The organism is Polyangium fumosum, assembly GCF_005144585.1.
GTDB lineage: Bacteria > Myxococcota_A > Polyangia > Polyangiales > Polyangiaceae > Polyangium > Polyangium fumosum.
Genome location: NZ_SSMQ01000009.1, coordinates 162,559 through 185,103, shown reverse-complemented (window position 1 = coordinate 185,103; position 22,545 = coordinate 162,559). Strand labels below are relative to the sequence as shown.

General features: G+C 69.0%; 23 protein-coding genes. 13 read left to right on the top strand and 10 right to left on the bottom strand.

Features of this window, described 5'->3' with window-relative positions; all coding sequences use genetic code 11:
• Window positions 1-153 precede the first annotated feature (153 nt).
• Entirely contained in the window at window positions 154-2,211 is a 2,058-nt protein-coding gene (locus E8A74_RS11465) for a DUF2330 domain-containing protein (RefSeq protein WP_136928992.1), read from the bottom strand.
• A gap of 210 nt (window positions 2,212-2,421) precedes the next feature.
• On the opposite strand from E8A74_RS11465, the gene E8A74_RS11460 reads away from it, so the two are divergent.
• From E8A74_RS11460 to E8A74_RS11440, 5 genes are all read left to right on the top strand, one after another.
• Window positions 2,422-3,048, top strand: coding sequence for a helix-turn-helix domain-containing protein (locus E8A74_RS11460; protein ID WP_136928991.1), 627 nt, complete (start codon window positions 2,422-2,424; stop codon window positions 3,046-3,048).
• On the top strand, window positions 3,045-3,473 hold the full coding sequence (locus E8A74_RS11455; RefSeq protein ID WP_136928990.1) for a DUF2203 domain-containing protein: 429 nt from the start codon (window positions 3,045-3,047) through the stop codon (window positions 3,471-3,473). The genes E8A74_RS11460 and E8A74_RS11455 overlap by 4 nt, the downstream gene beginning before the upstream one ends.
• Before the next feature lie 5 nt (window positions 3,474-3,478).
• Entirely contained in the window at window positions 3,479-4,042 is a 564-nt protein-coding gene (folE, locus tag E8A74_RS11450; RefSeq protein WP_136928989.1) for a GTP cyclohydrolase I, read from the top strand.
• 61 nt (window positions 4,043-4,103) lie between these two features.
• On the top strand, window positions 4,104-4,757 hold the full coding sequence (locus tag E8A74_RS11445; protein WP_136928988.1) for an LON peptidase substrate-binding domain-containing protein: 654 nt from the start codon (window positions 4,104-4,106) through the stop codon (window positions 4,755-4,757).
• Window positions 4,758-4,806: 49 nt separating this feature from the next.
• Window positions 4,807-5,787, top strand: coding sequence for a hypothetical protein (locus E8A74_RS11440; protein WP_136928987.1), 981 nt, complete (start codon window positions 4,807-4,809; stop codon window positions 5,785-5,787).
• Between the two features lie 27 nt (window positions 5,788-5,814).
• On the opposite strand, the gene E8A74_RS11435 is transcribed toward E8A74_RS11440, so the two are convergent.
• Complete coding sequence (locus E8A74_RS11435) at window positions 5,815-6,336, bottom strand: hypothetical protein (protein WP_136928986.1); 522 nt, start codon at window positions 6,334-6,336, stop codon at window positions 5,815-5,817.
• Window positions 6,333-6,908: a hypothetical protein gene (locus tag E8A74_RS11430; RefSeq protein WP_136928985.1), complete on the bottom strand. Its 576-nt coding sequence runs from the start codon at window positions 6,906-6,908 to the stop codon at window positions 6,333-6,335. Before E8A74_RS11430 ends, E8A74_RS11435 begins: the two co-directional genes overlap by 4 nt.
• Before the next feature lie 399 nt (window positions 6,909-7,307).
• On the opposite strand from E8A74_RS11430, the gene E8A74_RS11420 reads away from it, so the two are divergent.
• A complete protein-coding gene (locus E8A74_RS11420; protein ID WP_170229035.1) occupies window positions 7,308-8,441 on the top strand; it encodes a hypothetical protein in 1,134 nt (377 codons plus the stop codon).
• Window position 8,442: 1 nt separating this feature from the next.
• On the opposite strand, the gene E8A74_RS11415 is transcribed toward E8A74_RS11420, so the two are convergent.
• Window positions 8,443-9,084: a hypothetical protein gene (locus E8A74_RS11415; protein WP_170229049.1), complete on the bottom strand. Its 642-nt coding sequence runs from the start codon at window positions 9,082-9,084 to the stop codon at window positions 8,443-8,445.
• A gap of 132 nt (window positions 9,085-9,216) precedes the next feature.
• Between E8A74_RS11415 and E8A74_RS55475 the strand changes: the two genes are divergently transcribed.
• The 5 genes from E8A74_RS55475 to E8A74_RS11385 all read left to right on the top strand — a co-directional run bounded on the left by E8A74_RS55475 (window position 9,217) and on the right by E8A74_RS11385 (window position 16,265).
• On the top strand, window positions 9,217-10,449 hold the full coding sequence (locus E8A74_RS55475) for a hypothetical protein (RefSeq protein WP_269749869.1): 1,233 nt from the start codon (window positions 9,217-9,219) through the stop codon (window positions 10,447-10,449).
• A 1,554-nt stretch (window positions 10,450-12,003) separates the two neighbouring features.
• Window positions 12,004-12,351: a hypothetical protein gene (locus E8A74_RS52130; protein ID WP_170229048.1), complete on the top strand. Its 348-nt coding sequence runs from the start codon at window positions 12,004-12,006 to the stop codon at window positions 12,349-12,351.
• A 28-nt stretch (window positions 12,352-12,379) separates the two neighbouring features.
• Window positions 12,380-12,838 carry a toll/interleukin-1 receptor domain-containing protein gene (locus E8A74_RS11395; protein WP_136928980.1) on the top strand — a complete coding sequence of 153 codons (459 nt, stop codon included), beginning with the start codon at window positions 12,380-12,382 and terminating at the stop codon, window positions 12,836-12,838.
• A gap of 257 nt (window positions 12,839-13,095) precedes the next feature.
• Window positions 13,096-15,864, top strand: a complete 2,769-nt coding sequence (locus E8A74_RS11390; protein ID WP_136928979.1) for an ArnT family glycosyltransferase — start codon at window positions 13,096-13,098, stop codon at window positions 15,862-15,864.
• A gap of 41 nt (window positions 15,865-15,905) precedes the next feature.
• Complete coding sequence (locus E8A74_RS11385; RefSeq protein ID WP_136928978.1) at window positions 15,906-16,265, top strand: hypothetical protein; 360 nt, start codon at window positions 15,906-15,908, stop codon at window positions 16,263-16,265.
• Here the strand turns inward: E8A74_RS11385 and coaD are convergent.
• The 4 genes from coaD to E8A74_RS11365 are packed head-to-tail and all read right to left on the bottom strand — an operon-like array spanning window position 16,262 to window position 20,012.
• Window positions 16,262-16,747 carry a pantetheine-phosphate adenylyltransferase gene (gene coaD / locus E8A74_RS11380; RefSeq protein ID WP_136928977.1) on the bottom strand — a complete coding sequence of 162 codons (486 nt, stop codon included), beginning with the start codon at window positions 16,745-16,747 and terminating at the stop codon, window positions 16,262-16,264. The genes E8A74_RS11385 and coaD overlap by 4 nt on opposite strands.
• A 3-nt stretch (window positions 16,748-16,750) precedes the next feature.
• Complete coding sequence (locus E8A74_RS11375; protein ID WP_136928976.1) at window positions 16,751-18,223, bottom strand: tetratricopeptide repeat protein; 1,473 nt, start codon at window positions 18,221-18,223, stop codon at window positions 16,751-16,753.
• 26 nt (window positions 18,224-18,249) lie between these two features.
• Window positions 18,250-19,092: a 3'-5' exonuclease gene (locus E8A74_RS11370; RefSeq protein WP_136928975.1), complete on the bottom strand. Its 843-nt coding sequence runs from the start codon at window positions 19,090-19,092 to the stop codon at window positions 18,250-18,252.
• Complete coding sequence (locus E8A74_RS11365) at window positions 19,092-20,012, bottom strand: SDR family oxidoreductase (RefSeq protein ID WP_211365338.1); 921 nt, start codon at window positions 20,010-20,012, stop codon at window positions 19,092-19,094. Before E8A74_RS11365 ends, E8A74_RS11370 begins: the two co-directional genes overlap by 1 nt.
• 111 nt (window positions 20,013-20,123) lie before the next feature.
• Here E8A74_RS11365 and E8A74_RS11360 point away from each other — a divergent pair, with 111 nt between their 5' ends.
• On the top strand, window positions 20,124-20,870 hold the full coding sequence (locus tag E8A74_RS11360; protein WP_232379505.1) for an HNH endonuclease: 747 nt from the start codon (window positions 20,124-20,126) through the stop codon (window positions 20,868-20,870).
• Here the strand turns inward: E8A74_RS11360 and E8A74_RS11355 are convergent.
• Both E8A74_RS11355 and E8A74_RS11350 read right to left on the bottom strand, forming a co-directional pair.
• Complete coding sequence (locus E8A74_RS11355) at window positions 20,867-21,346, bottom strand: hypothetical protein (RefSeq protein WP_136928974.1); 480 nt, start codon at window positions 21,344-21,346, stop codon at window positions 20,867-20,869. The two genes, E8A74_RS11360 and E8A74_RS11355, sit on opposite strands and share 4 nt — an antisense overlap.
• A complete protein-coding gene (locus tag E8A74_RS11350; RefSeq protein WP_136928973.1) occupies window positions 21,343-21,804 on the bottom strand; it encodes a hypothetical protein in 462 nt (153 codons plus the stop codon). The genes E8A74_RS11355 and E8A74_RS11350 overlap by 4 nt, the downstream gene beginning before the upstream one ends.
• Before the next feature lie 78 nt (window positions 21,805-21,882).
• On the opposite strand from E8A74_RS11350, the gene E8A74_RS11345 reads away from it, so the two are divergent.
• Window positions 21,883-22,530 (top strand): AgmX/PglI C-terminal domain-containing protein, encoded by a 648-nt coding sequence (locus tag E8A74_RS11345; RefSeq protein ID WP_136928972.1) that lies wholly within the window; start codon window positions 21,883-21,885, stop codon window positions 22,528-22,530.
• Window positions 22,531-22,545: the final 15 nt, after the last annotated feature.

The following is a 22,545-nucleotide window of genomic DNA, read 5'->3' as shown; positions in this document are numbered from 1 at the left end:
CCCGGCGCGATTCATGATTCGAGTATCCTATCACGCCGGCCCGGACGGCAACACGACCCGCGGGGAGCCCCCGACGTTTTCCTGCCGCGTCCAAGGGCTCGGGCCGCGTGCCCGCTCGCCCGGGACAGCCCCGGAAGCGGGCACGCGGGGCCCTCACGAAGAAGCGCGCTCGCGCCGGGGTTTGTCCTTGGAGCTGCGCCGCGAACGGTCGGGCCGCGCGAGGCGACGCAGCGGCGCGAGGATCGCGAGCAACCCCAGCGTGATCACGGACGCCTTGGGCCCGCGCTTGCGCAGTTTTTTCGCCGGAGCGTGGTGCGCAGCCGACGACGCGTCGTGGTGAGACACGTCGATCGTCGCGACGCGCCGACCTGCGCTGCTCGACTTGCGCGCCTCTTCCCAGTCGCCCCAGTCGTCGCTGCCGTCGTCCGTGTCGCCGCTGCAATCCGAGTCGCTGCTCTCGCTGCTGTCGTCCGTGTCGCCGCCGCAGTCCTCGCTGGACGAGTCGTCGGAGGAGTCGTCGGACGAGTCGTCGTAGTCGTAGTAGTCGTCGTCGGAGGTGCCCCCGCCACAGTCCTCGCTGGACGAGTCGTCGTAATAGTCGTCGTCGGAGGTGTCGCCGCTACAGTCCTCGCTGGACGAGTCGTCGGAAGAGTCGTCGTAATAGTCGTCGTCGGAGGTGTCGCCGCTGCAGTCCTCGCTGGACGAGTCGTCGTAATAATAGTCGTCGCCTCCGCTGCCCGTTTCGTCGGTGATCACCGGATCCGCGGTGCCCACGCAGGCGCAGTTGACGTCGTTGTCGTAGTCGTCGTCGTAGTACGAACCGGCCGATCCGCCGACGCCGACGCCCACGCCCACGCCGTTCGATCCGCCTTGCCCACCCGAGCTCGAACTGCCGCCCGAGCTCGAGCTGCTGCCGCTCCCTGTCGTGCTGCTGTTCCCGCTGCAGGTGCCGAGATCGAGGCTCGTCGCCGTGAGCAAGGGCGCGACGTCCGACGCCGCGGGCTCGAACGTCACGGGCCACGCGCTGCCGGCCGCGTTTTTCGCGATGAACAACGTCGCGCGCGTGAGCACCGCATCCTGCGGCACCATGCCCGAGAGCGCGACGGCGAGGTCGTCGGTGATGCCGCCGCAACGTAGCTTCGCCGGATCGAGCTCCGCGCCTGCGGGCGACTCCACGCACGCGGGCCCGCCGCCCACGATGCCGAGCCCGGCGCGTGGACAGCTCTCGGCCACCGCGTACGGCTCGTCGAGCGTGACCGCGGCCACCGTGATGCAGGACGAGGCGCTCGGGTTCCCGTCGCCGTAGATCGCAGCGCGCTGGAAGAAGCTCGTCACCACACCCGTGACCGAGCTCGTCCCGTTCGCGATCGGCACGTTGCTCACGAGCGCCTCGTGGCTCGCCGCCTCGATCAGCACCGCGCTCGGCCCGCCGGCGAGGAGCCTGTCCGCGCGCAGCGTGACGTAGTTCGAATCGCCGTCGCCTGCGCTCCAGTGCAGATCGTTCGTCGGGAGCGTGATCGGCTTGCTGCCCGCGAGCGCGGCCCTGCCCTTGCCGAGCAGCCACGCCGTGACGCGCAGATCCGTGGCGCCGGCGCGCGTCACGGCGAGCGGAAGCACGGGGTCCTGCGTCGGGGACACGACACGCAAGGTGGAGGTGATGAACGGCGCGTTCGGCGCGTTGAAGCGCTCGGCGAAGAAGCGCTTGCCGACCATCTTGTCGAGCGCGGCGTAGACCTCGGGCGCGATCTCGAAGCCGTGCTGGTTCGCCCACGCGGAGACCGCGGCGATGTCCGGCAAGAGCTTGGATTCGATCGGCGCGAGGCTCTCGATCGAGCCGAGCTCATCGGTCACGTGGAAGGGATCCGAGCCGTCGGGGACCTCTTCGCCGGGGCACGTCGGGGTCACGCCGGTCGGCGGGAAGATGCGCGGCGCCGTCGCTGTGTTGAGGGCTTCGAGCCAAGCGTCGGAGCTGTGATCGAGCGCGGCGCCCGGGGCGACGGGGACGATGATCCCGAACGGGCCGACGTCGGCCGACGCGCGAAGGCTGGTCCACAACGTGGAGCGCGTGGGGCCGACGGCGACGGCCACGCGCTGCTCGAACGGCGTGGTCTCCGCGCTTGGGAGCCAGGCGCCGGCCGCGTCGGCGTGCTGGGTCATGGCGAGGGTCGTGATCGCGGCGAGGCCCGTGAGAGGGAGCAAGCGCAAGTGCATGCCGAGCCCATCAGCAAGCGACGTGCCTCCATCGAATTCAACCGGCGAAGCGGAGTTTCGTGCTCCGCCTCGCGCGGTGAGAACCGTCGTTCATAGCGGGCGCGCAAACCTGGGAGGGATATGAAAAAGAAGCATGTGGGGACGTAAACAGGCGAGCGCGGACGGGATGCCCTCTTGCCGGTTACGTAACCTCATGTACCCTCGAAACCCGTGGATCCTCATGCACCTGCCCCGTGCCCCGACTCGCCCGCCGAGGCGAGTGCGCCTGCGGAGGCGGACCGCCCGCGCGAAACGCCGCTCTTGACCACCGGTGAAATGGCGCGGCTGTCGAACAGCACGCTCCGCACCGTGCGTTTTTACGAGGAAGAGGGCATCTTGCGGCCCGCCCGGCGCACCGACGGCGGGCATCGGCTGTTCGAACGCTCCGAGCTCGACCGGCTGATGCTCGTGACCGACATGCGCATGGCAGGCCTGTCGCTCGACGACATCAAGGCCATCCTCGACGTGAAGAAGACGGCGACGTCGGGGTCCGCGGCTGCGCAGCAGGCCACGAAGGTCCTCGCCGCGCGGATCGACGAGCTGAAGGAGAAGCTCGCGGTCCTGAACCGCCTGCGCGACGACCTCGAAGAGACCACGAAGATCGTCGAGCCCTGCATGCGCTGCGAGGACGATCGGGGGTTCCCGACGGCCTGCGAGACCTGCACCGTGATGACGGCGCACCCGGTCCTGCCGCGGAGCGTGCGTGTGCTCTGGTCCATCAACCCGTGCAACCACGATCCGGCGCGCAAGCTCGCGGCGCCGCCGGCTGGGGCCGAGGGCGAGAAAGAGTCCCCTTGAGCGTTCGGCGCATCTGGACGCTCGCGGAGGCGAACGCGCTCGTGCCGCGCCTCTCGCTCCTCGTCGGCGCGCAGATGCGCCGCGCGTTCGACATCGACCAGCGCCTGCGCGCGATGCGGGCGCGTGGCCAGGGCGAGCGCTTGCTCGTGATGATCGAAGGCGAAGAGGCGCTCGACCCCGACGAGCGCGCGCTCCGGGCCGAGCTCTTGGTCTACGAAGAGGGCTGGCGCTCCATCGAGGAGCTCGGCGTGGCCGTGAAGGATCCGCGCATCGGCCTCTGTGATTTCCTCGGGCAGATCGAGGGCCGCGACGTCTGGCTCTGCTGGCGGTACGGCGAGCGGGCGGTCGAGCACTGGCACGAGCTCGATCAGGGTTTTTCCGGGCGCAAGCCCATCGGGATCCCCTCGAAGCCGCTGTATAACTGACCATCATGATCGATCGCAGAGCAGCCGCGCGAGCCGTGGAGGACTTTCTGCGCGCCCTCGGGCACGAGCCCGTGGGCGAGCTCGAGGGCACGGGCGAGCGCGTGGCCGACGCGTGGGCCGACGACCTGCTCGAAGGCGAGTCGATCGACGCTTCCGCCGTGCTGCGCGAGGGCTCGCTCGGCGTGACCGACACGGGCACGGGCATCGTCGTCGTGCGTGACCTCGCGGTCACGACCATCTGCCCGCATCACCTCTTGCCTGCGTTTGGCTCGGCGATCGTCGCGTACCAGCCGGGCGCGCGTGTCGCGGGCATCGGCACGCTCGCCCGTGTCGTCGACGTCGTGGCGCGCAGGTTGACGCTCCAGGAGCAGATCGGCGCGACCGTGGTCGACCTCATCGGCCGCGAGCTCGAAGCGAAGGGCGCGCTCTGCAAGCTTTCGCTCACGCACACCTGCCTCGTCTCGCGGGGCGAGCGGAAAACCGGCGCGCTCGTGGAGACCCTCGCGTTCGGCGGATCGTTCGCCACGAGCGAGGGACGCGCGCTCGCGCTCGCCGCGCTCGGCCGCTGAGGCGCGTCCGTTCAAGGCCCTCGGCGTACGCCCTGCCTGTGGTGCGTGCTACGTTCGTTCGATGAACACCCTTTCGGATCTGCTGGAGGCGCTCCCTGCGTTGCCCCTCTTCCCGCTGCCGAACACGGTGCTCTTTCCAGGCGCGCTCTTGCCCCTGCACGTCTTCGAGCCGCGGTACCGCGCGATGGTGACCGACGTGCTGAAGACGCACCGCTCGATGGCGATCGTGATGATCACGAACGAGCGCCCGATGGACGCGCATGGGCATCCGGAGATCGCGCAGGTCGCCGGGCTCGGCACGATCGTCGACCACACGGAGCTGCCTGGCGGTCGGTTCAACATCCTCCTACGCGGCCGCGTGCGGGTTCGTTTGTCGGAGCTCTCGTTCGAACCGCCGTACCGGCGCGCGTCCGCGGAGGTGCTCGTTCCTCAGGACGAGGAAATTACGCAGAGCGAGTTGTCGGCGCTGGTATCGACCGCGACGGCGTTCGCGCAGTTCGTTCGGGAGCGGGATCGCGGCTTCGAGTTTCGCTTGCCGCGCGACGCGAAGCCGGCTTTGCTCGCCGACCTCTGCGCCCACCACCTCGTGCTCGACGCACGCGAACGTCAAGCGATCCTCGAGACGCTCTCGCCGCGCGCGCGTGTTCGCCGCGTCGCTGAGGTCCTCGCGATGCAGAGGCACACGCTCATGCCGGGCGGTCGCGACCTGAATTGAGCGCGGACAGAGCGTGCGCCGCGCTCCTCATGGGCTACTCTGGCCGCCCATGACCGTGAACGTCCCCCCTGCCTCCGCCGTCGCGCCGATGATCGTCAAGCACCCGGGCTGTCCCGAGTGGGGCCTCGGCTATCTCTCCGAAGAACGCGACGACAAGCGCTTCTACGACTTCGAGGATGGCATGAGCCACTCGATCGCCAAGGCCTTCTGGTCGAAGCTCGAGCCGGTCACGCTCGGCGCTGCGGAGGCGCGGGCCCTCGAGAAGAAGGTCCGCGGGCTCAAGGATCAGAGGTCGCCGTCGGGCAAGCCCAAGCAGAAGGCGGTGGCGCCCGTCCTGCCGAACTTCGAGGCGCAGTTCGCGTTGTTCCTGGAGATCTTCCCGGGCGGCTTCACGAGCGCGCGGTTCGCCAAGGAGGAGCGTGGGGTCGAGGATCCGAACCCGACGGCCAAGAAGGCCAAGGCGACGCGCGCGATCGCGATGGCCACGGCGCGGGATCTCCTCGCGCGCGACGTGCTCGACAAGCAGATCCAGGCGGGCGCGTTTGCGGAGATCGTGGCGAACGTGCGCACGATCCACAAGGCGGCGACGGGCCTCTTGCACCCGCTCGGCGACATCATCCCGTTCACCAAGATGGCGGCCGAGCACGACCGCGCCGTCGCCGAGGCGGTGCGCGATTTGCTTCATGGTTCCGATGCGTACGACGCGCGTTTTGATCGTCTCGTCGCGGTCCTCGGGAAGGCGAAGCTCGCGACGTGGCCGCTCGCGACGGTGCTCTCGGCGCTCATGACGCCGGAGGAGCACGTCTTCGTGAAGCCGTCGTTCTACGAGAAGCAGGCGGCGATGATGAGCTTCCCGCTCAAGTACGAGCGCGCGCCGAGCGCAGCCACGTACGAGCGCATGCGCGCGCTCGTCGACGACATCGCGCAGAAGCTCACCGAGAAGGGGCAGTCGCCGCGCGACAAGATGGACGTCTACTCGTTCATGGCGCGGACGATGTCGCCCCAGCAGCCTCCGAAGAAGGGCGCCTGAGGCGTCCTTGATCGGGGGAGGAGAGACTCACTCCCCCTCTTCACCCAGCACAAGCGAAGCGTCGAGCAGCTCGCCGAACGTGGCAGGGCGGTGGGCGCGTGCAGGAGAGCCGAGCGCGACGAGCTCGTCCTCCGGCAGCACGCGCCGCACGAGCGTGGGCCCCTGGGCGGCGTTGGGCTCGATGCGCACGCGCGCGTCCTCGCCCGGCGCCTTGCGTTCCACGCCGAGCCAGCCGGCCTTGCGCGTGGGCGGAGGCTCCGCCGTGAGGCCGTCGATCTCCCAGGTCGAATAGTCGTCGACGCGCTCGTCGCCGCGCGCGTCCGGGACGCGCACGCTCGCGACCTTGCGCGAGGCGGGAGGTCGCTCCTCGGATTCGGGCAGCGGCTCGGCCTCGGGATCGAGGATGCCGGGCAAGGCGTCGTCGAGCGGCAGCTCGTCTTTGAGCGAGCGTGGTTGTCGCGACGATGCGGGCGGCACGAGGTCCGGCGTGGATTTCGAAACCTTCGTCTCTGGCGAGCCGGGCCAGTCCTGGTCGTCGTCGTCGCTCAAGCGTCACCTCGGGAGGCGGGCCCGTCGAGCTCGGCGAGCACCTCGGCCCATACCGTGCCTCGCGCGAGCTCCGCGCGCATCCTCGCCGTCGCGCCTGCGTTGCTCACGAAGAACCGCGCGCGCGCCTCGACGCGCTCGATCCGCACGACCCGCGCGCTCTTGCCGCTCGCCACGGACAGCGCGCCTTCGAGCGTGATCTCGCAGAGCTCGTCGCCGTCCGCGCCGAGCGGTGAGCCCGCCACGACGAACACGAGCGCGCGTCCCCACCGTTCGAGATCGAGCGCGCCGAGGCCGGCGAGCGCCCACGTGGCGGCGAGCTCGGAGAGCGCGGCTTCGGGGCTCGCGTCGATCATCGCGTGCGTCGGGTCTGCGCCATCGGCGGCGAGACGTTTGGCGGCGGCGCGTCCGATCGACTCGCCGAGAGCTCGACCGAAGACGCGGCGCGCGGCTGGGCTCGCGCCGCCCCAGAGCGCCATGAGCGCCGAGGCGGGCACGACGACGCGCGCTTCTCCGCCGAGCCGCACGAGCCCTTCGGCGAGGTCGAACGACAAAGTCCCCGCGTTCGTGTACATACCCTACCCGTGTCGAGCGGCCTTCGGAGCCCGACGATCTCGGACCTCATGGTTGTAGGGCGTCGCGCCGAGGGGTGTCAAATGGCGGCGTCGCGCTCATCGCGCAGTCGTTGGGCCCTCGGGTGGGCAGGAATCCTGATCGCTGCCGCGCCCGCGTCTGCCTCCGCGCCTGCCTCCGCCTCTGCGCCCGCTCCCGCTTCCGCTCCCGCTTCCGCTTCCGCTCCCGCTTCCGCTCCCGCTCCCGCTTCCGCTCCCGCTTCCGCTTCCGCTCCCGCTTCCGCTTCCGCTCGCCGCGCCGGGCCCTCCGTTCTCCCGGCCCGCGAACGCCCGCTTGCTGCCTCCGTCCCCAGGGCCGCCTGTTCCTTCCTCGCGCCCGTCTGCGTCCACGCGGGCGCCTCCGTGGCCGAGGGCTCGATCCTCCGCGCGCTCGCCTCTGCCGAACGTTCGCTCCGCGCCATGACCGCGCTCGGCTTGCCGCTCCCGTTGCCCGACGACGATCGCGGCGGCGACGTGCGGTACGACATCTACCTCGTCGAGGGCGCCCTTCCGCCCTTCACGGTCCCCGACGGCATTGCCACGGGCGGCGCTTGGGACCGCGCCGCTGCGTTCACCGTCCTCCCGCCGCCCGATCCCGCGGCCGGCTGTGAATTCGACGCCGCCGTCACCCGTGCCCTCGCCCATGCCTCCGTGCTCCGCCTCGACGCGGGCGCCGAGCCCTCCGCGATGGGAATGGCCTCTGCCGAGCTCGCCGCAACAATCGTCGATTGTGGCCTCGTCGACGCCGCCGCCGTCGACGATTTTCAGCGCGCGCCGGAGCGCTCGCTCACCGCGCTCGCGAGCCCCGACGAACCCACGGGCGCCTTCCTTTTCGCGCGTTTCCTCGACGAACACTACGGCACGGGCGTGCCGACCGGCGTCCTCTGGGGCCTGCTCGCCGTCGCCGGCCAGCGCACCGACGCTTCTGCGCTTCATTTCGCCAACGAGCCCGACCTCTTCGACGCCTTGCGCAGCAATGCCCGCGCGCACGAAAAACCTTTCGAGGACCTGCTCCTCGATTTCGCGGTCGACCGCGCGTTCGTGGGCTCGCGGAGCGACGGCGGGCACCTCGTGGACGTCGAGCGGTTCGGCGATTTCGGTCGCGTCCGCTTCGAATGGGCCGTCGCCTACGACACGTTGCCGCGACGGCTCGCGCCGCTCCGGCCGATCGAGGCGACCGGCGCGACGTACCTCTGGCTCGATTTGCAAGGCGCGCCCGAGGACGCCGAAATCACGTTCGCCGCGGACTGGGAGCTCGGCGTCTTTTTCCACTGGACGCTCGTGAAGATCGACCACGCGGGCGCCGAGGTCGGCCGCGCGACGATCGCCGGGATCAACGGCGCGACCCACGCCGATCGCACGATTCGCGACGTGCGAGGCCTCGCCGGGCTTTTGGTCGTCGGCGTCAACGTGGGCAGCATCGACCGGAGCCACCCGTTCGACCCTGACGAGGGCCCCGAATTGCCGCGCGCGTACACCGTCACGTTTTACAAATGATTCAGGTGACGATCGGCACGCACAAGCTCTGCGTGCTGTGGACCGCCCCGGCGGCGTAGCCGAGCAGCCCTTGCAGGAAATACCCGGGCGGACAGGTCTCCGTGAACGGCACGCCGCCGGTGCCGCCGAACGAGGGCTCGATGCTCCCGGGCGCCCCCATTTGCACCCACGGCCGCACGCGCGCGCAGCGCACGCCGATGCGATCGAGCGTGGACGCGGCGCGACCACGCACGGCGATGACAGCCTCGCTTTGCGGGCACTCCGAGGAAAACGCTTCCCCCGTCGTCCCCCCGATCATCGGCCTTTCGTCGTGATTCGTGAACGTGCCATTCTCCAGCATTCGCGCACAGATCAGCCCCAGCGCGCCGACGGTCGAATCAACCCGTCCCCGCAGGCCGACGACGAGCTCGTTTTGCGCGCACGTCAATGCGTAGGGATCGCCGGTCGTGCTGCCGCGTAGATCGAGGAGGAGCGGCGTGGCCGCGTCGATGGTGTAGGTGGTCTGGAATTCGGTCGTCGAGGTCGACGCGTCGGGATCCTGGGTGAAAAGCTCGGACTGCGGGGAAGGGGGCTCGCAGGCGGTGAGGGCAATACACGCTGCCAACGTGAGCAGGGGCTTCGCAGGGGAGGGGGGCGCGGGCATGGTGAGGGGGGAAGGGGCAGCGGGTGTGCCAGGGGGGCGAATCCGTGCGGATCGTCGTTGGCACTTGCAATCTGCACATGGGCTGGCGACGATGGTCCTCCTACGAGCCGAGCCCCCACCATGAAGAGCGCCATGCCGCGACCCCGCCATTCGAATCCGTCGAGCCCATTCCGCCGCCCACGCGCTGATCTCGGGGTTTCCCTCCTCGCGCTCGCGCTCCTCGTGGGGTGCACGCCGGGCGGTGGCTCCGCGGGCTCCGGCGGAAATGGTTCGACGAGCTCCACGGGGGGCAACGTGCTTTGCGTTCCCGGCAGCCAGGTCGCCTGCGCATGCCCCGCAGGCGCGCAGGGCGTCCAGGTGTGCAACGGGGAGGGCAGTGGATACGAGCCCTGCCAATGCAGCGCGACCGGAAGCGGAGGCGCTGGCGGAAGCGGAGGCGTCGGCGGAGGCGGAACCGGAGGCGCTGGCGGAAGTGGAGGCGTCGGCGGAGGCGGGACCGGAGGCGCTGGCGGAAGCGGAGGCGTCGGCGGAGGCGGGACCGGAGGCGCCGGCGGAAACGGCGTCGGCGGAGGCGGGACCGGAGGCGCCGGCGGAAACGGCGTCGGTGGAGGCGGGACCGGAGGCGCCGGCGGAAGCGGCGGCGCCGGGGGCGACATGGATGGCGGCGTGCCCATGGCCACCTGCAAGCTGCCGGATGCGTGTACCCTCTCCGTGCCGATCGAGACGCAGGACATCTCGGTCTCCGGATACAACACGAAGATATGCGTCGGCGGTCCCGATCCAGACAGCAACCCCAAACGCTGCATCGCCGAACTCGACCTTTCGCAGCTCCCCGCGGCCACGGCTCCCGCGGATACGTGCGGCCCGGTGTCGGTCAGCGGCACGCTGCGACTACGGCTCGATCAACTGCCCATGCGTACGGTCGTTTTTGGGACCCCCATCAACTATCACGTCACGGTGGGCGGCATGTGCGGCATGCCCGCCTGGGTGGACATCCCGGTGTTCATCCAGGGAATGGGCGTGGCATCTGCGAATGGCGCCATCCGATTCGGGTGCGAACCGCTCACCCTCACGCGGGTCTCGCTCAACGAGGATGCGCTGCTGGACGCGACGCACATCTGCAACGCAGGCGCGCTCGGCGCGGTCGCCAACACGATCAAAGGCCTCGTCGCCGACCAGGTCGCGCTCCGTATGCAAGAGATGCTTCGGGTCATCGATCGAGGTCGGGCCTGCCTCGACATCCCCGCCGGCGCGACTCCGATGCCTGCGCCCTGTGTGCAGACCCCGTGTGATCTCGGCGCCGCTTGCACGGCGAGCGGCGAATGCAGTGCAGGCACCTGCACCTGCGGAGCCTGCGCGCTCTGATCGGAGCTGACCGAGGGGGTCGCCGCGTGGCGAGGGGTGCAGGTGACGATGGCCTGCGGGGGTCGCCGCGTGGCGAGGGGTGCAGGTGACGATGGCCTGCGGGGGTCGCCGCGTGGCGAGGGGTGCAGGTGACGATGGCCTGCGGGGGATCGCCGCGTGGCGAGGGGTGCAGGTGACGATGGCCTGCGGGGGTCGCCGCGTGGCGAGGGGGGCGGGTCAGGATGGACTGTCGGGGTAGACGCGTGGCGAGGGGCGCTGGTCACGATGACCAGCGGGGGTAGACGCGTGGCGAGGGGGGAAAGCGGCGTTTGCCGTGTCGTGAGGTGGAGAGCGGAGCGTACGGAGGGGAGTAGGTGGGCCAGGGGAAAAGGAGGCAGGCGGTGGCGGTTTGACGCGCGCGACCTGTCGCAGGGGTTGCCCAGGTCGGGATCTGCTCGGCACTTGCCAGCGGCCGACAAACCGCGGTAGCGTTGCACACTCTTCCGGCTTCCGGAGACGGAGCACGGATCACCCGCTGGGCCACCTGGAGTGTCGCGGATGCCTGTTGACGTCTTCATCTCCTTCGCCGTGAATGCACCCAAGGATGTCGAAGCCTACCGAGCGCTCGAGAAGCATCTCGCCGGGCTCCTCACCCGTGGACGGATACGAATCTCCCACACCAGCAATGTCTTGGCTGGCCAGACACGGGTTGATGTCCATCCAGATCTCGAACGCGCACAGATCATTTTATGTTTGCTCACCGCGGACTACGCTGCGTCCCGCGAGTGCAACGCCGAGGAACACCGGGCTTATGCGCGGCATGAGGAGCGCACGGCGTCGGTCGTGCCAGTCCTGGTGCGGTCGCTTGATATAAGAGCCACGGGCGTGAGGCCAGCCGGGCTCCACGTGCTCCCCTCCAATCTCGTGCCCGTGGAGAGGTGGCCACAGCCGGATGAGGCTTGGAGCCTCGTCGCGGAGTCGATTCGCTATCTCGTGAAGAACATCGAGGCACAGCACCAAGGCTCAACGCCGTCGTACAGGTCGAGCGCGCCTTCCTTTTCATCCGATCCGAGACCGATGCACGCGTCCTCCCCGGATTTCGGGGGGGCGCATCCATCTTCGCCGGATCTTCGTTGGAGTCAGCCTCATTCGAGTCTGTCGTCTCCTGGAGCCGGGCCGGTTTATCGAACTCCGGAAGCGCGTTCGTGGTCCCGTACGTCATGGATGACGCTCGCGGGTATCTTTGTCGTCCTGTTCTGCGTGGGTATCTTCAAAGGTATTTACGGGAGCGACTCTCCGAACCAGAGCGTTTCTCCTCCGTCCGTCCACGAGCAGGGCAACGAGTCCTCCGTCAAGACGACGGTCCCGGTGGCTCAGACGCCAAGTGGTTCCACCTGCTGCGGGGGGGTCGAGTGCCGAACGGACCCGTACAATACGAGCAGGCTGAAAGCGGTATGCAAGGAATCCGCCCAGTACTGTGGTCCGTGTGCCTCGGGTCGTGCATCGGTCCCAGGCGCTTGCGCTGACGCTCTTTCGCCGACGCAGCGCCATTGGATTCGGCTGTACAGTGTCCGCGTGAACGGCAACGATGTCCCCGACGACGCCCAGGTATGTTTTCGGGGCGTCGACGCACGCGAATGGATAGGCTGTATCCCGATCTCGGACGCCCAGACGAGAGGAAATGGGCGCTTTTCACGGCGCGTTCCGGTGACCATCGGAGACATGCTCGAGCGCAAAGGTCTCCATGTCGAGGTGTTGGTCGGGCAGACGGCGTGGGCAACGGGGGACGTCGCACACGACGATATCAAGCGGACTGCTCTTTGTATTGGATTGAATATGCCGCTCACCCCGACCCTCGACGCGCCGCCGCCGCCCAACGCCGACAGGACGACGAAGGTCGTCGTGCTTCTGGACGATCCGTGAGTGTTGTCACGTCATCGAGGAGGTCCCCATGAATGCGCCGCTCGACATCTTTATTTCATATTCGCACACGGATGAGGCTTATCGCGTCGAGCTGGAGAAGCACCTTTCCCTCTTGAGGCGCAGCGGCGCCATCCGAAGCTGGCATGATCGACAGATCGGCGCGGGTGACGAGTGGAAGCGCGCCATCGACGGGAACCTCAATCAAGCCGCGATCATCCTGCTGCTCGTGAGTGCCGATTTTGTGGCTTCCGAGTACTGCTATGATATCGAGTTGAAGCGGGCCATGGAGCGTCGCGCGGCCGGAGAGGCAGTCGTCATTCCGATCATCCTGCGGCAATGCGACGGCTGGCAGAATACTCCTTTTGGGGCGGTTCAGGCATTGCCGCGTGACGGAAAGCCGATCAAGTCCTGGGCCGATCCCGATGAGGCGTGGACCGACGTCGCCCGGGGGATCCGTCGGGTCGTCGAGAAGCTCAGGGCGCCGTAGGAAAGCCCGCGTGCGCGAGCTCGGCGTAGACGATGGTGGCGAGAGGTCCCTCGGAGAGGGCGCCGCCTGCGACTTGGAGACCGCGTCGAGCATGCCGAGGATCCGGACCTCGGCCCCCTACCAGGGTCGTGCTCCCTACGAGGAGGGGTGATTTCGCGCATCGGCCCTTCCCGCCGCAGGCCCCAGCTCGGAGAAACCTCCCCCTTTGCCCCGGCCCGAAGGCTTGCTAGTGCATGGCCTCCCCGAGCCCGCGAGCCATGAGCGAGATCAAGCAAGATCCGACCGACGCAGCCGACGAAGAAGCCGACCGGCCGGAAGAACAGCCGGCCACGGAGACGGAAGCGGGCCCGGAAGCGGGTTCGGAAGCGGAAGCGGAAGCGGAAGCGGACGCGGCAACGGGCTCGGAAGCGGAAGCGGACGACGACGCCGCTGACGACGACGCCGCTGACGACGACGACCCCGGCGACGACCCCGAATCCCCTCCCGCCCCCGATCCTCTCCTCCGCCCTGGCAACCCGCTTCAGCTCGTCCGCGGCGCCTCCACGCTCGCCACCGGCGCGCTCGTCGCGCTCCTCCTCATGGCGCTGCGCCCGCAGTATCGCGTCGGCGTTCCCATCGGCATCGTCGCGATCCTCGTCGCCACCTTTGGCCTCCTCGACCTCTGCGGCACCTTCGACGACCCTGACGACCGCGTCGCCAAGCGGGTCGCGCTCGCTGACCTCGCCCAGCCCCTCGCCCTCCTCGGGGGCTCCGTCCTTGGCCTCTTGGCCTCGGTTTCCCTCGCCGTCTCCGGATATCTCGGCCCGATCGGCGCCGGCCTCGCCGTTCCCGCCTGCTTTCTCGGCGCCGTCGTCTCCACCTACCGCGTCGGTGAGAAACTCGGCGCCTGGGAAAAAAAGCCCTCCGGCAAACCCATCCCGCTCCTTCGCCGCCACGGATTCTGGCTCGTCACCCTCGTGACGCTCCTTTATTTGCCGGCGCTCGGCAGCCATTCGCTCAGCGATCCGTGGGAGACCCATTATGGCGAGGTCGCGCGCGAGATCCTCGCGCGGAATGATTGGATCTCGCTCTGGTGGGCCCAGGACGGCTGGTTCTGGTCGAAGCCCGTCCTCGATTTCTGGATGCAGGCGATCGCGATGGCGACGTTCGGCGTCCGATATCAGCCCGGCGCCATGCTCTCCGCCGTCGCCGAGGGGCGCGTGCCCTGGCCCGAGTGGGCCGTCCGTTTGCCCTTTTTCCTCATCACGCTCGTCGCGACGTACCTCCTTTACAAGGCCGTCGCGCGTGTCTTTGGTCGCCGCGCAGGCTTTTTCGGTGGCCTCGTGCTCACCACGATGCCGCAGTGGTTTCTGGTCTCGCACCAGACCGTGACCGACATGCCCTTCGTCGCCACGATGTCCGCGGCGATGGCCCTCTTCCTGCTCGGCATTCACGAGGACGCGGAGCGCGAGGTGCGGGTGTACGAGGTCTCCGTGGGCGAAGCGAAATACCGCTTCTCCGGGTATCACCTCGTCCTCGGCATGATCATCGCCTGCGCATTGCCGCAGATCCTGTACCTGATCTCGCGCAACCTCGAGATCCTCCCGTCGCCGTTCTCCCTGCGGTTTCACGCCGACGCCTTCCGCTCCGGCTCGCCCATGAATTGCGGCCTCCCGGGCAACCAGCCCTGCGGCGATGCGTCCCCCGTGCTGAAGGGCCTCCAGCCCGCGCTCCAGGCGGTCCTCTGGATCCAGGCGCTCGGCCTCTTGCTTTACATGTGCTGGGGCGAGCGGCGCGCGCAGCGGCTTTATTTCCTGGCGGCCTGGTTCTTCGCCGCCCTCTCCACGATGGCCAAGGGGCCGGCCGGCTTTGGTTTGCCCGTGCTCTGCGCCCTCGCGTACATCGTCGTGTCGCGCCGGTATCGCGACCTGCTCCGCCTCGAAATCGTCGCGGGCCTCTTGATTCTGCTCACCGTCGCCCTGCCGTGGTTCGTCGCGATGTATGCGCGGCACGGGCAGCCGTTCACCGATCGGCTGCTCTTCCACGACATGTTCAAGCGCGCCTTCACGCACGTGCACGACACGAACGAGGGGGACGACGTCGGCTTCCGTTTCTACGTCTGGCAGCTCGGCTACGCGATGTTCCCGTGGACCGGCCTCGTGCCCGCGGCGCTCGTCGCGTGGCTCCGGCGCCGCGAGGAGGGCGATCGCAGGAGCGACGCGTCGATCTTCCTCGCGATGTGGTTCCTCTTCGCGTTCGTGCTCTTCACGCTCATGCTCACGAAGTTCCACCATTACATCATGCCGGCCCTCCCGCCGGCCGCGATGCTCACGGGCATTCTGCTCGACGAGATGGTGCAACGCTCGGGCGCGCGAAAGATCACGGACGCCTTCGCCGAGCAATACGAGCGCGTGTTGTGGGGCGCCGCCGCGATCGCGGGCGGCTTGCTCGTCTTTTTCGTGGGCCGCGACCTCGCGGGCGCACGCGAAGGCATGCTCGGGCCGGTGCGGCTGCTCCACCTCTTCACGTACAACTACAAGCGCGTGTTCCCCTCGACGCTCGATTTCCGGACCGCGCTCCTCGTCTTCACCTGCGCCGCCGCCCTCTTCACGCTCGCCCTCGTATGGGCCCGCGCCCGTCGCCACGTCGTCACGGGCCTCTGCGCCGTGGCCGTGCTCTTCACGGCCTGGGGCATCGACGTCTATTTCGTGAAGACCTCGCCACACTGGGGGCAACGCGAGACGGTGCTCGCGTATTACCGCGCCAAACAGGAGATCCCCGGGCCCATCATCGCGTTCCAGATGAACTGGAAGGGCGAGAATTTTTACAACGGCAACGCCGTCCCGGCCTTCGTCTCCAGCGGCAAGAAGTTCCAGGATTACGTCCTGGAGCAGAAGAAGAAGGGCGTGAAGACCTTTTACTTCATGACCGAGCACGGCCGCATGGGCTCGCTCGCGAACGAGCTCGGCGCCCCGCGCATTTTCGACAAGCTCACGACGCCGGAGCTCAACAACAAGTTCGGGCTGGTGCGCGCGACGTTCGAGTGATCGCGCTGGGAAGGTCCTCCGGGCCAGGCTACGCTTCCGCCATGCGCTCGCGCGCCACGCTCCAGGACGCCCGCTTCGAGCAGACCGATCCGCGGCGCCTGGTCGAGTACCACGACCCCGAAGAGTTCGATCGCATCGACTTCGCGATGCGCGCCCTCGACCGCCTGCGGCCGAAGCGCCTGCGCATCGCCGTCTACAAGACCGTCAGCGCCGTCCAGATCGAGACCGTCGAAGACCTGTCCCGCGAGGGCTACCGCATCGCGAGCGTAGGCATCCCGCCGCACGCGAGCCGCGAGCACATTGCGTATGCGCTCGCCGAGCTGGCCGGCGTCGCGTCGGTGCCGTACGTGGTGCGGACGCTGCTGGCGATGGAACGTGCGAGCGTAAAACCGTATCGCTAGCGGCCGAACTTCTTCCGCAGCGCCTCGCTCACGGCGGGCGGCGCGTAATGGCTCACGTCGCCGCCGTGGCTCGCGATTTCACGCACGAGCGAGGCCGAGACGAATCCGTAATTCGTGCGCGTCGGCAGGAAGACCGTGTCGATGTGCGGCGCCATGTCGGCGTTCGCGTGCGCGATCTGCAGCTCGTACTCGAAGTCCGTGGCGGCGCGCAGGCCCCTCACGATCACGCGCGCGCCGACCTTCTCGCAATACTGGAAGAGCAGGCCGTCGAACGAGTCGATCGTGAGGTTCGGGATGCCCTTCGTCACCTCGGCGAGCAACGCGAGGCGCTCGTCGAAGCTGAAGAGCGGGTTGCGCGTCGGGTGGCGGCCGATCGCGATGATCACGCGATCGAAGAGCTTCGCCGCGCGCTCCATCAGGTCGAGGTGGCCGAGCGTCGGCGGATCGAAGCTGCCCGCGTAGACAGCGATCGGGTGCTCCATGGCTCAGCGCTCCGGGGCCTTCTTCGGGGGCTTCGCCCCACCGGGCGGCGCGTTGCCGCCGGGCGCAGGTGCAGGCGCGAGGCCGCCGCCCGGCGGCGCGAGCAGCCCGCCCGGATCCCCGAGGCCCGGCTGCGGGCCGAAGGGCGAGAGCGGATCGGGCATCCCCGGCATCGGGTCGTCGGGGAGCGGCTGCCCGCTGCCGCTCTCGGCCAGGATGCGCTGGATGAGCAGCGTCGTGTCTTCGAGCCACATCAGGCGGCCCTGATCCCCGAACGTCACGCGGAACGGCGCGAGCAGGCCCGTGCCGAGCACGCCGTCGATGTCGAGCGAGATCTGCCGCTCGATCTGGTCGACGGGCGTGCCGAACACGCCGGGCACCTTGGGCACGTCGAAGGCGCCGAGGCGCACCATCGGGACCACGCCCTCGCGTAGCTTCTGCTCCGGATCCTCCGCGACGATCTTGAGGTCCTTCGCGACGGAGCCGGCCTTCTTCCAGCCGCCCTCGTCGAGCGCGAGCGGGAAGGTCATCGACGTGTCGAGCAAAAGGCTCACCGGCTCACCGCGCTCGCCGCCGAACTTGCCGCGCAGGATCATGCCGCCGCCGCGGATGTACGAGAGGTCCACGCGCGTCGCGTCGGGCGGCGGCGGAGGCGAGAAGCTCCGTGCCACGAACTGGTGGCCGTCGTAGTCGATCGTCGCGTGCAGGTGCCGGAGCAGGTTCACGCCGAGCAGCGCCTTGATCGGCGCGCCCATCTGCTTCGAGACGCCCGAGAGATCCTGCGTCAGCGCAGGCACGTCGTGCACTTCGAGCTTCTTGCCGAAGCGGAGCGAGATCCAGCTCGGCTCGGGCCGCGTCGCGCTGTCGAGCACGACCTCGGCGTTGCCCGTGGAGATCATCGCGAGCGCGCTCTCGCCGTCGATCTCGACCGGCACGACGAAGAAGGGCGCGAGCGGGCTGACGTGCGGGAGCTCCACCGCCGCGAGCAGCGCGCCCGAGAGCGCGAACGGCGTGCGGCCCGCGCCGCGCCGCGCGAGCTTCGTGATCCCCTTGGCCCAGTCGTCGACCACGTCAGGATCGTTGAGCATCGCGTCGAGCTGATCGGCCGCGGCTTCGAGGTCGCCCTTGTACCAGAGCGCGCGGCCGCGCAGGCCCGAGGCCTCCGAGCCCTTGATGCCCTTGAGCAGGCGGATCGTCTCGGCGTAGTCGAGCTGTGCGAGCGCGATGCGGGCCGCGAGCTTGCGGACTTCGGGGTCGTCGGGGACGATCGCGAGCGCCCGCTTCACGGCGTCCCGCGCGTCCTCGATGTCGGCGACCTTGAAGTCCTGCTGCGCGCGCTGGAACCATTTGTCGGCCGTGGCAGGCCGCGCATTCTGCAGCGTGCCCGCCGTGGGACACCCGGAGAGGAGCAGCGCCAAGGCGGCCGCGCCGAGGAGGGAAACGCGGCCCAGCGGCCGATCGGAATCTCGTCGAGACATACTGCTTCCCACGGACGTTTCGCTTTCTACTTTCCCGCTTCGCCGGGAGCTTCGATCAGCAGGATCCGATCGGCTCGTAGCTCCCTGCGGCTGCGCGAGGGAAGCAGATAGCCGAGAACCCGCGGAGGGTCGAGGTCCGTTCGCACGCTCGTCACGCAGAACTCGAGGTCCTCGGGCCCGCGATGGGCAGGGCGGTAGCGGAGGCGCACGGGTCTCCCGATCTCGGCCGCCGCGACGGCCGCCGCCACGATGGCCGGGCGCGCGTAGCGCTGGCCGATACGAACATGCCAGAGGTCCCGCGGCGTCGCAGGCGCGAGGACGTCCCGGATCTTCTTCCAGATCTCGCGCAGCGCGTGCACGTCGTCCTCGGCCCGGTGCGCGCGGGCCTGCGCCACGCCGAGCGAGGCGCAGAGTGATCCGAGCGCGTGCGTCGGCAGCGCGAAGGCGCGGCGCGAGAGGACGAGGGTATCGAGGAAAAACGGAAACCGTTCGGGCCGGTTCACCCGCGCGAGCTCCGCTTCGAGGAACGTCACGTCCCACGAGGCCGCGTGCGCGACGAGGATCCCGCCCGCGCACACGGCGAGGAGCTTGTCGGTGATCTCGGCGAACGTCGGCGCGTGCGTGAGGTCCTCGCGCTGGATGCCGTGCACGTGGGCATTGCCGAAGACGCCGTCGTCGGGACGCACGAGCGTCGTGAGCGACGCCTCGACGCGGCCGCCGCGCGTGCGCTCGGCGCAGAGCTCGATCACGCGGTCGGACGCGGGCCGGAGCCCCGTCATTTCCAGGTCCAGGAAGACGAGCGGCGCCTCGTCGATGGGATCGTCCCACGGCGAACCGCGCGGCGGCCCGGCTGCCTCCGCGGTCGCCATCAGCCGCTCGACTCGGGGTCTGGGGCGGAGGGCGCCGAAGGGCGACCCGGAGCCCCAGTCGGCGAACTGGGCTTTGCGCCGGCGCCGCGCATCATCGCGATGACGGGCTTGATCGTGTCGGGCTCCATCATGGCGATCTGGTTGAACGTGCCGCCTTCGGTAAGCCACGCGCCGCCGTCGATCGTGATCACGTCGCCCGTGATGTACGCGGAATAGTCGCTCACCAGGAATGCCGCGAGGTTCGCGAGCTCCTCGTGCTCGCCGTACCGACCGAGCGGGATCTTGCTCTTGCCGACGCTGTCCATGCCTTCCGGCACGAGCGCCTTCCACGCGCCCTCCGTGGGGAAGGGACCGGGCGCGATGCCGTTCACGCGGATCTTGTATTTCGCCCACTCGACGGCGAGCGAGCGCGTCATCGCCATCACGCCCGCCTTCGCCGACGCGCTCGGGATCACGAAGCCCGAGCCCGTCCAGGCGTACGTGGCGAGCATGTTCAGGATCACGCCGCCCTTGCCGGCCGCGATCATGCGCCGGCCCGCGGCGAGCGTCGCGTGGAACGTGCCGTTCAGCACGATGGAGACGACGGCGTTGAAGCCGTTGGGGCTCAAATCTTCCGTGGGGCAGAGGAAGTTTCCAGCGGCGTTGTTGACGAGGATGTCGATCGATCCGAACGTGCGCTCGGCCTCGGTGACCATGGCCTCGACCTCGGGGAAGTGCCGGACGTCGCAGCGCACCGCGAGGGCTTTGGCGCCGCGCTCGCGGACCTTTTCGCAGGCGGGCTCGATGTGCCCAGGGTCGCGGCTCGTCAGCACGAGGTTCGCGCCGAGATCGGCGAGGCGGAGCGCCATGGAGAGGCCGAGGCCCGTGCCGCCGCCGGTCACGATCGCGGTCCTGCCTTGCAAGCATCGCTCTTTGAACATGCGGAGCCTGTAAGCGATGGAGAGCGCGAGGCAAAGACCCGCGGCCGGTGGCGCTCTTTTTTTTCGCGCGGGGGGCCGCCAGGCCGGGCCATTTGTTGCTACATTCAGGCCGTGCCAAGGCCTGAGCTCTCCGAGCGATTGGGGGCCTCGCTCCTGCAGACGAGCCCCTCGGATGTTGGTGACGCCGACGTGGTGGGCGGGCTCGACGAGCTCGACGGCTCGTTCGAAATCGACGACGATCTCGCGTTCGCGCACCCGACGATCTTCTCTCCCGAGCGGCGGAGCCGTGATCCGCTGACGTTGCCGGTCCTCGCGTTGAACCGGCATTTTCATCCTGTCCAGGTGACGACCGCGCGCCGCGCATTCCTGCTTCTCTTCGGCGGCACCGCGCACGCCATCGACGAGGCCGGCGACGTCCACGATTTCAGCTCCTGGCGCGGCTTGCCCGTGCGCGACAGCGACGACGGCCTGCCCATCGTCGGCGGCTCGCTCCGCGTGCCGCGTGTCCTGCACCTGCGCCGCTACGAGCGCGTCCGGCGCCCGACGGTACGCCTCTCGCGCCGCAACGTGATGCTGCGCGACGCACACCAGTGCCAGTACTGCTCGAAGCGGCCGCCCGTGCGCGACCTCAACATCGACCACGTCGTGCCGCGATCCCGCGGCGGCGTCGACTCGTGGGAGAACCTCGTCACCGCGTGCCGCCCCTGCAATCTGCGCAAAGGCCGGCGCACGCCCGAGGAGGCCAGCATGCGGCTGCTTCGCACGCCGACGGCGCCGCGCTGGTCGGCCTCCATGCTCCTTTTGCTCGGCCGGCCCGAGCCGTTCAAGGAGTGGGAGCCGTTCTTGAAATCGGCCTAAAGCTCGTGGCGGGGGCGTACTTCGAGCGAGACCAAGAGCTCGAAGCGTTCGCGTAACTGCGTCGTCGGGAACCGCAACGCCGCCACGATTCGTTCGAGGCACGCGCGCGCGTCGTCCGTGCCGTAGGTCGTCGCTTGTTGCGAGGCCACCTCCAGCGTCGCGCCGTCTTCTTCGACGCCGAGCTTCAGCGCGATCACGCCCGTCGAGCCCTCGGCGTCGAGGCACGCGAGGAACGCGGGCTCCGCGTCGCGCAGCACGGCGCGGACCGCGTCGGCGTCGATCGCCGCCTCCGAGCGCACCGAGGCGACCTCCACGGCCATGCCCGAGATCGGCGCGCGCGCGCTCTTCGCCGCGGTCTCGGCCGCGGGTTCCACGACCTCGACCGAACCACGTTCGTCCGGACAGCCCGCGAGCGCCATCGCCATCACGAAGACCGCCGCAGCACCCGGACCTCGATGCAAATCTCGTCGCCTCACTGCGTCAGTTCCAGTGTCCCTTCTTCATTGCAGTATGCCACGAGGTTCCAGCCTTCCTTGGTGCAAAGAAAAAAATCGATGCAATCGGTGAGGCAAACGGTTTCGAAGCACTGTTCGGCCGCGACCGCAGGGCAGTCCGGGTTCTGGAGATCCGGCATGCACCCCGTGGTCTCGCCCGTGTGGTCAATCACAGGTTTGGCGCAACCATCGGGGGAGACGCCGGCGTCTGGGTCCTGTCCGCCGCCGGGGCAGGCCTCGGCGTGGCGCCAGGCGCCGTCCACGCAATCGTAAAGGGCCGCGCACGTCGCGTCGTCGCAGGATCCACCGCGGCCCACGGGGCAGCCTTTCTCGGGGATCTGACCACACGGACGAACCTCGTAGCCGTCGCCACACGCGGCCGGGAAGGCAAATGCGAGGGGGATCACGAGGAGCGCGAGCCTGGCGGGGAGCCTACGCATGACGGAAGGATGCCTCGGCGCGCGCGTCCGGGCGAGGTGACGCACGGGGTGGAGGCAGGATCGGGTAGGATGGCCGCCATGCGAGCCTGCGCGACAGCCTCCTTCTTCGCGACGTTGAGCCTCACCTTCGCGGCGCTGTTCTCGGCGTGCGCGAGCGGATCGCCTCCCGAGGCGAGCTCGCCCGAAGCCTCGCCGGACAAGGGAACGAGCGGCGAATCGGCAGCGCCGAAGGATGAGGCGAAGCCTTCGCCGGGCGCCGCGGCGGCCGATCAAGGCACGGGCGCGGCCGCGACGCCTCCGCCTGCGCCGCGCAAGGCGCCGGAGAAGGCGTCCGACTGCAAGGACATGCTCGCCGAGCTGACGAACGAGCCGCCGGCGAACGGCGTCGTGATGAACAACGCGCAGACCGCGGGCGACGCGGGCGCGAGTGATCGCTTCCAGCCGATGAGCGAGCTCATCAAGTCGAAGCGCGACGCGTTCCGCTGCTGCTTCGATCTGTGGGCGAAGAACAACCCGGGGCAGAAGGGGAAGGTCGCCTTCACGTTCGAGCTCGCGCCGGACGGGCGGCTGAAGGAGTCGAAGATCAAGCAGGAAGAGAGCGACATCAAGGCGCCCGAGATCGAGAGCTGCATGCAGGACGTCGCCAAAGGGCTCTCGTACCCGAAGTCGCCGAGCGGCAAGGACACGATCTTCACGTACCCCTTCGAGTTCAAGGCGCGCCGTTAGGCGCCGGACGAGCCC

Excerpts from the sequence above, each read along its gene's own strand:
- E8A74_RS11465 (WP_136928992.1), bottom strand. The coding sequence starts at position 2,211 with ATGCACTTGCGCTTGCTCCCTCTCACGGGCCTCGCCGCGATCACGACC.
- folE (WP_136928989.1), top strand. The coding sequence starts at position 3,479 with ATGATCGATCGCAGAGCAGCCGCGCGAGCCGTGGAGGACTTTCTGCGC.
- E8A74_RS11445 (WP_136928988.1), top strand. The coding sequence starts at position 4,104 with ATGAACACCCTTTCGGATCTGCTGGAGGCGCTCCCTGCGTTGCCCCTC.
- E8A74_RS11440 (WP_136928987.1), top strand. The coding sequence starts at position 4,807 with ATGACCGTGAACGTCCCCCCTGCCTCCGCCGTCGCGCCGATGATCGTC.
- E8A74_RS11430 (WP_136928985.1), bottom strand. The coding sequence starts at position 6,908 with ATGTACACGAACGCGGGGACTTTGTCGTTCGACCTCGCCGAAGGGCTC.
- E8A74_RS11415 (WP_170229049.1), bottom strand. The coding sequence starts at position 9,084 with ATGCCCGCGCCCCCCTCCCCTGCGAAGCCCCTGCTCACGTTGGCAGCG.
- E8A74_RS55475 (WP_269749869.1), top strand. The coding sequence starts at position 9,217 with ATGCCGCGACCCCGCCATTCGAATCCGTCGAGCCCATTCCGCCGCCCA.
- E8A74_RS11395 (WP_136928980.1), top strand. The coding sequence starts at position 12,380 with ATGAATGCGCCGCTCGACATCTTTATTTCATATTCGCACACGGATGAG.
- E8A74_RS11390 (WP_136928979.1), top strand. The coding sequence starts at position 13,096 with ATGAGCGAGATCAAGCAAGATCCGACCGACGCAGCCGACGAAGAAGCC.
- E8A74_RS11385 (WP_136928978.1), top strand. The coding sequence starts at position 15,906 with ATGCGCTCGCGCGCCACGCTCCAGGACGCCCGCTTCGAGCAGACCGAT.
- coaD (WP_136928977.1), bottom strand. The coding sequence starts at position 16,747 with ATGGAGCACCCGATCGCTGTCTACGCGGGCAGCTTCGATCCGCCGACG.
- E8A74_RS11375 (WP_136928976.1), bottom strand. The coding sequence starts at position 18,223 with ATGTCTCGACGAGATTCCGATCGGCCGCTGGGCCGCGTTTCCCTCCTC.
- E8A74_RS11370 (WP_136928975.1), bottom strand. The coding sequence starts at position 19,092 with ATGGCGACCGCGGAGGCAGCCGGGCCGCCGCGCGGTTCGCCGTGGGAC.
- E8A74_RS11365 (WP_211365338.1), bottom strand. The coding sequence starts at position 20,012 with ATGTTCAAAGAGCGATGCTTGCAAGGCAGGACCGCGATCGTGACCGGC.
- E8A74_RS11350 (WP_136928973.1), bottom strand. The coding sequence starts at position 21,804 with ATGCGTAGGCTCCCCGCCAGGCTCGCGCTCCTCGTGATCCCCCTCGCA.
- E8A74_RS11345 (WP_136928972.1), top strand. The coding sequence starts at position 21,883 with ATGCGAGCCTGCGCGACAGCCTCCTTCTTCGCGACGTTGAGCCTCACC.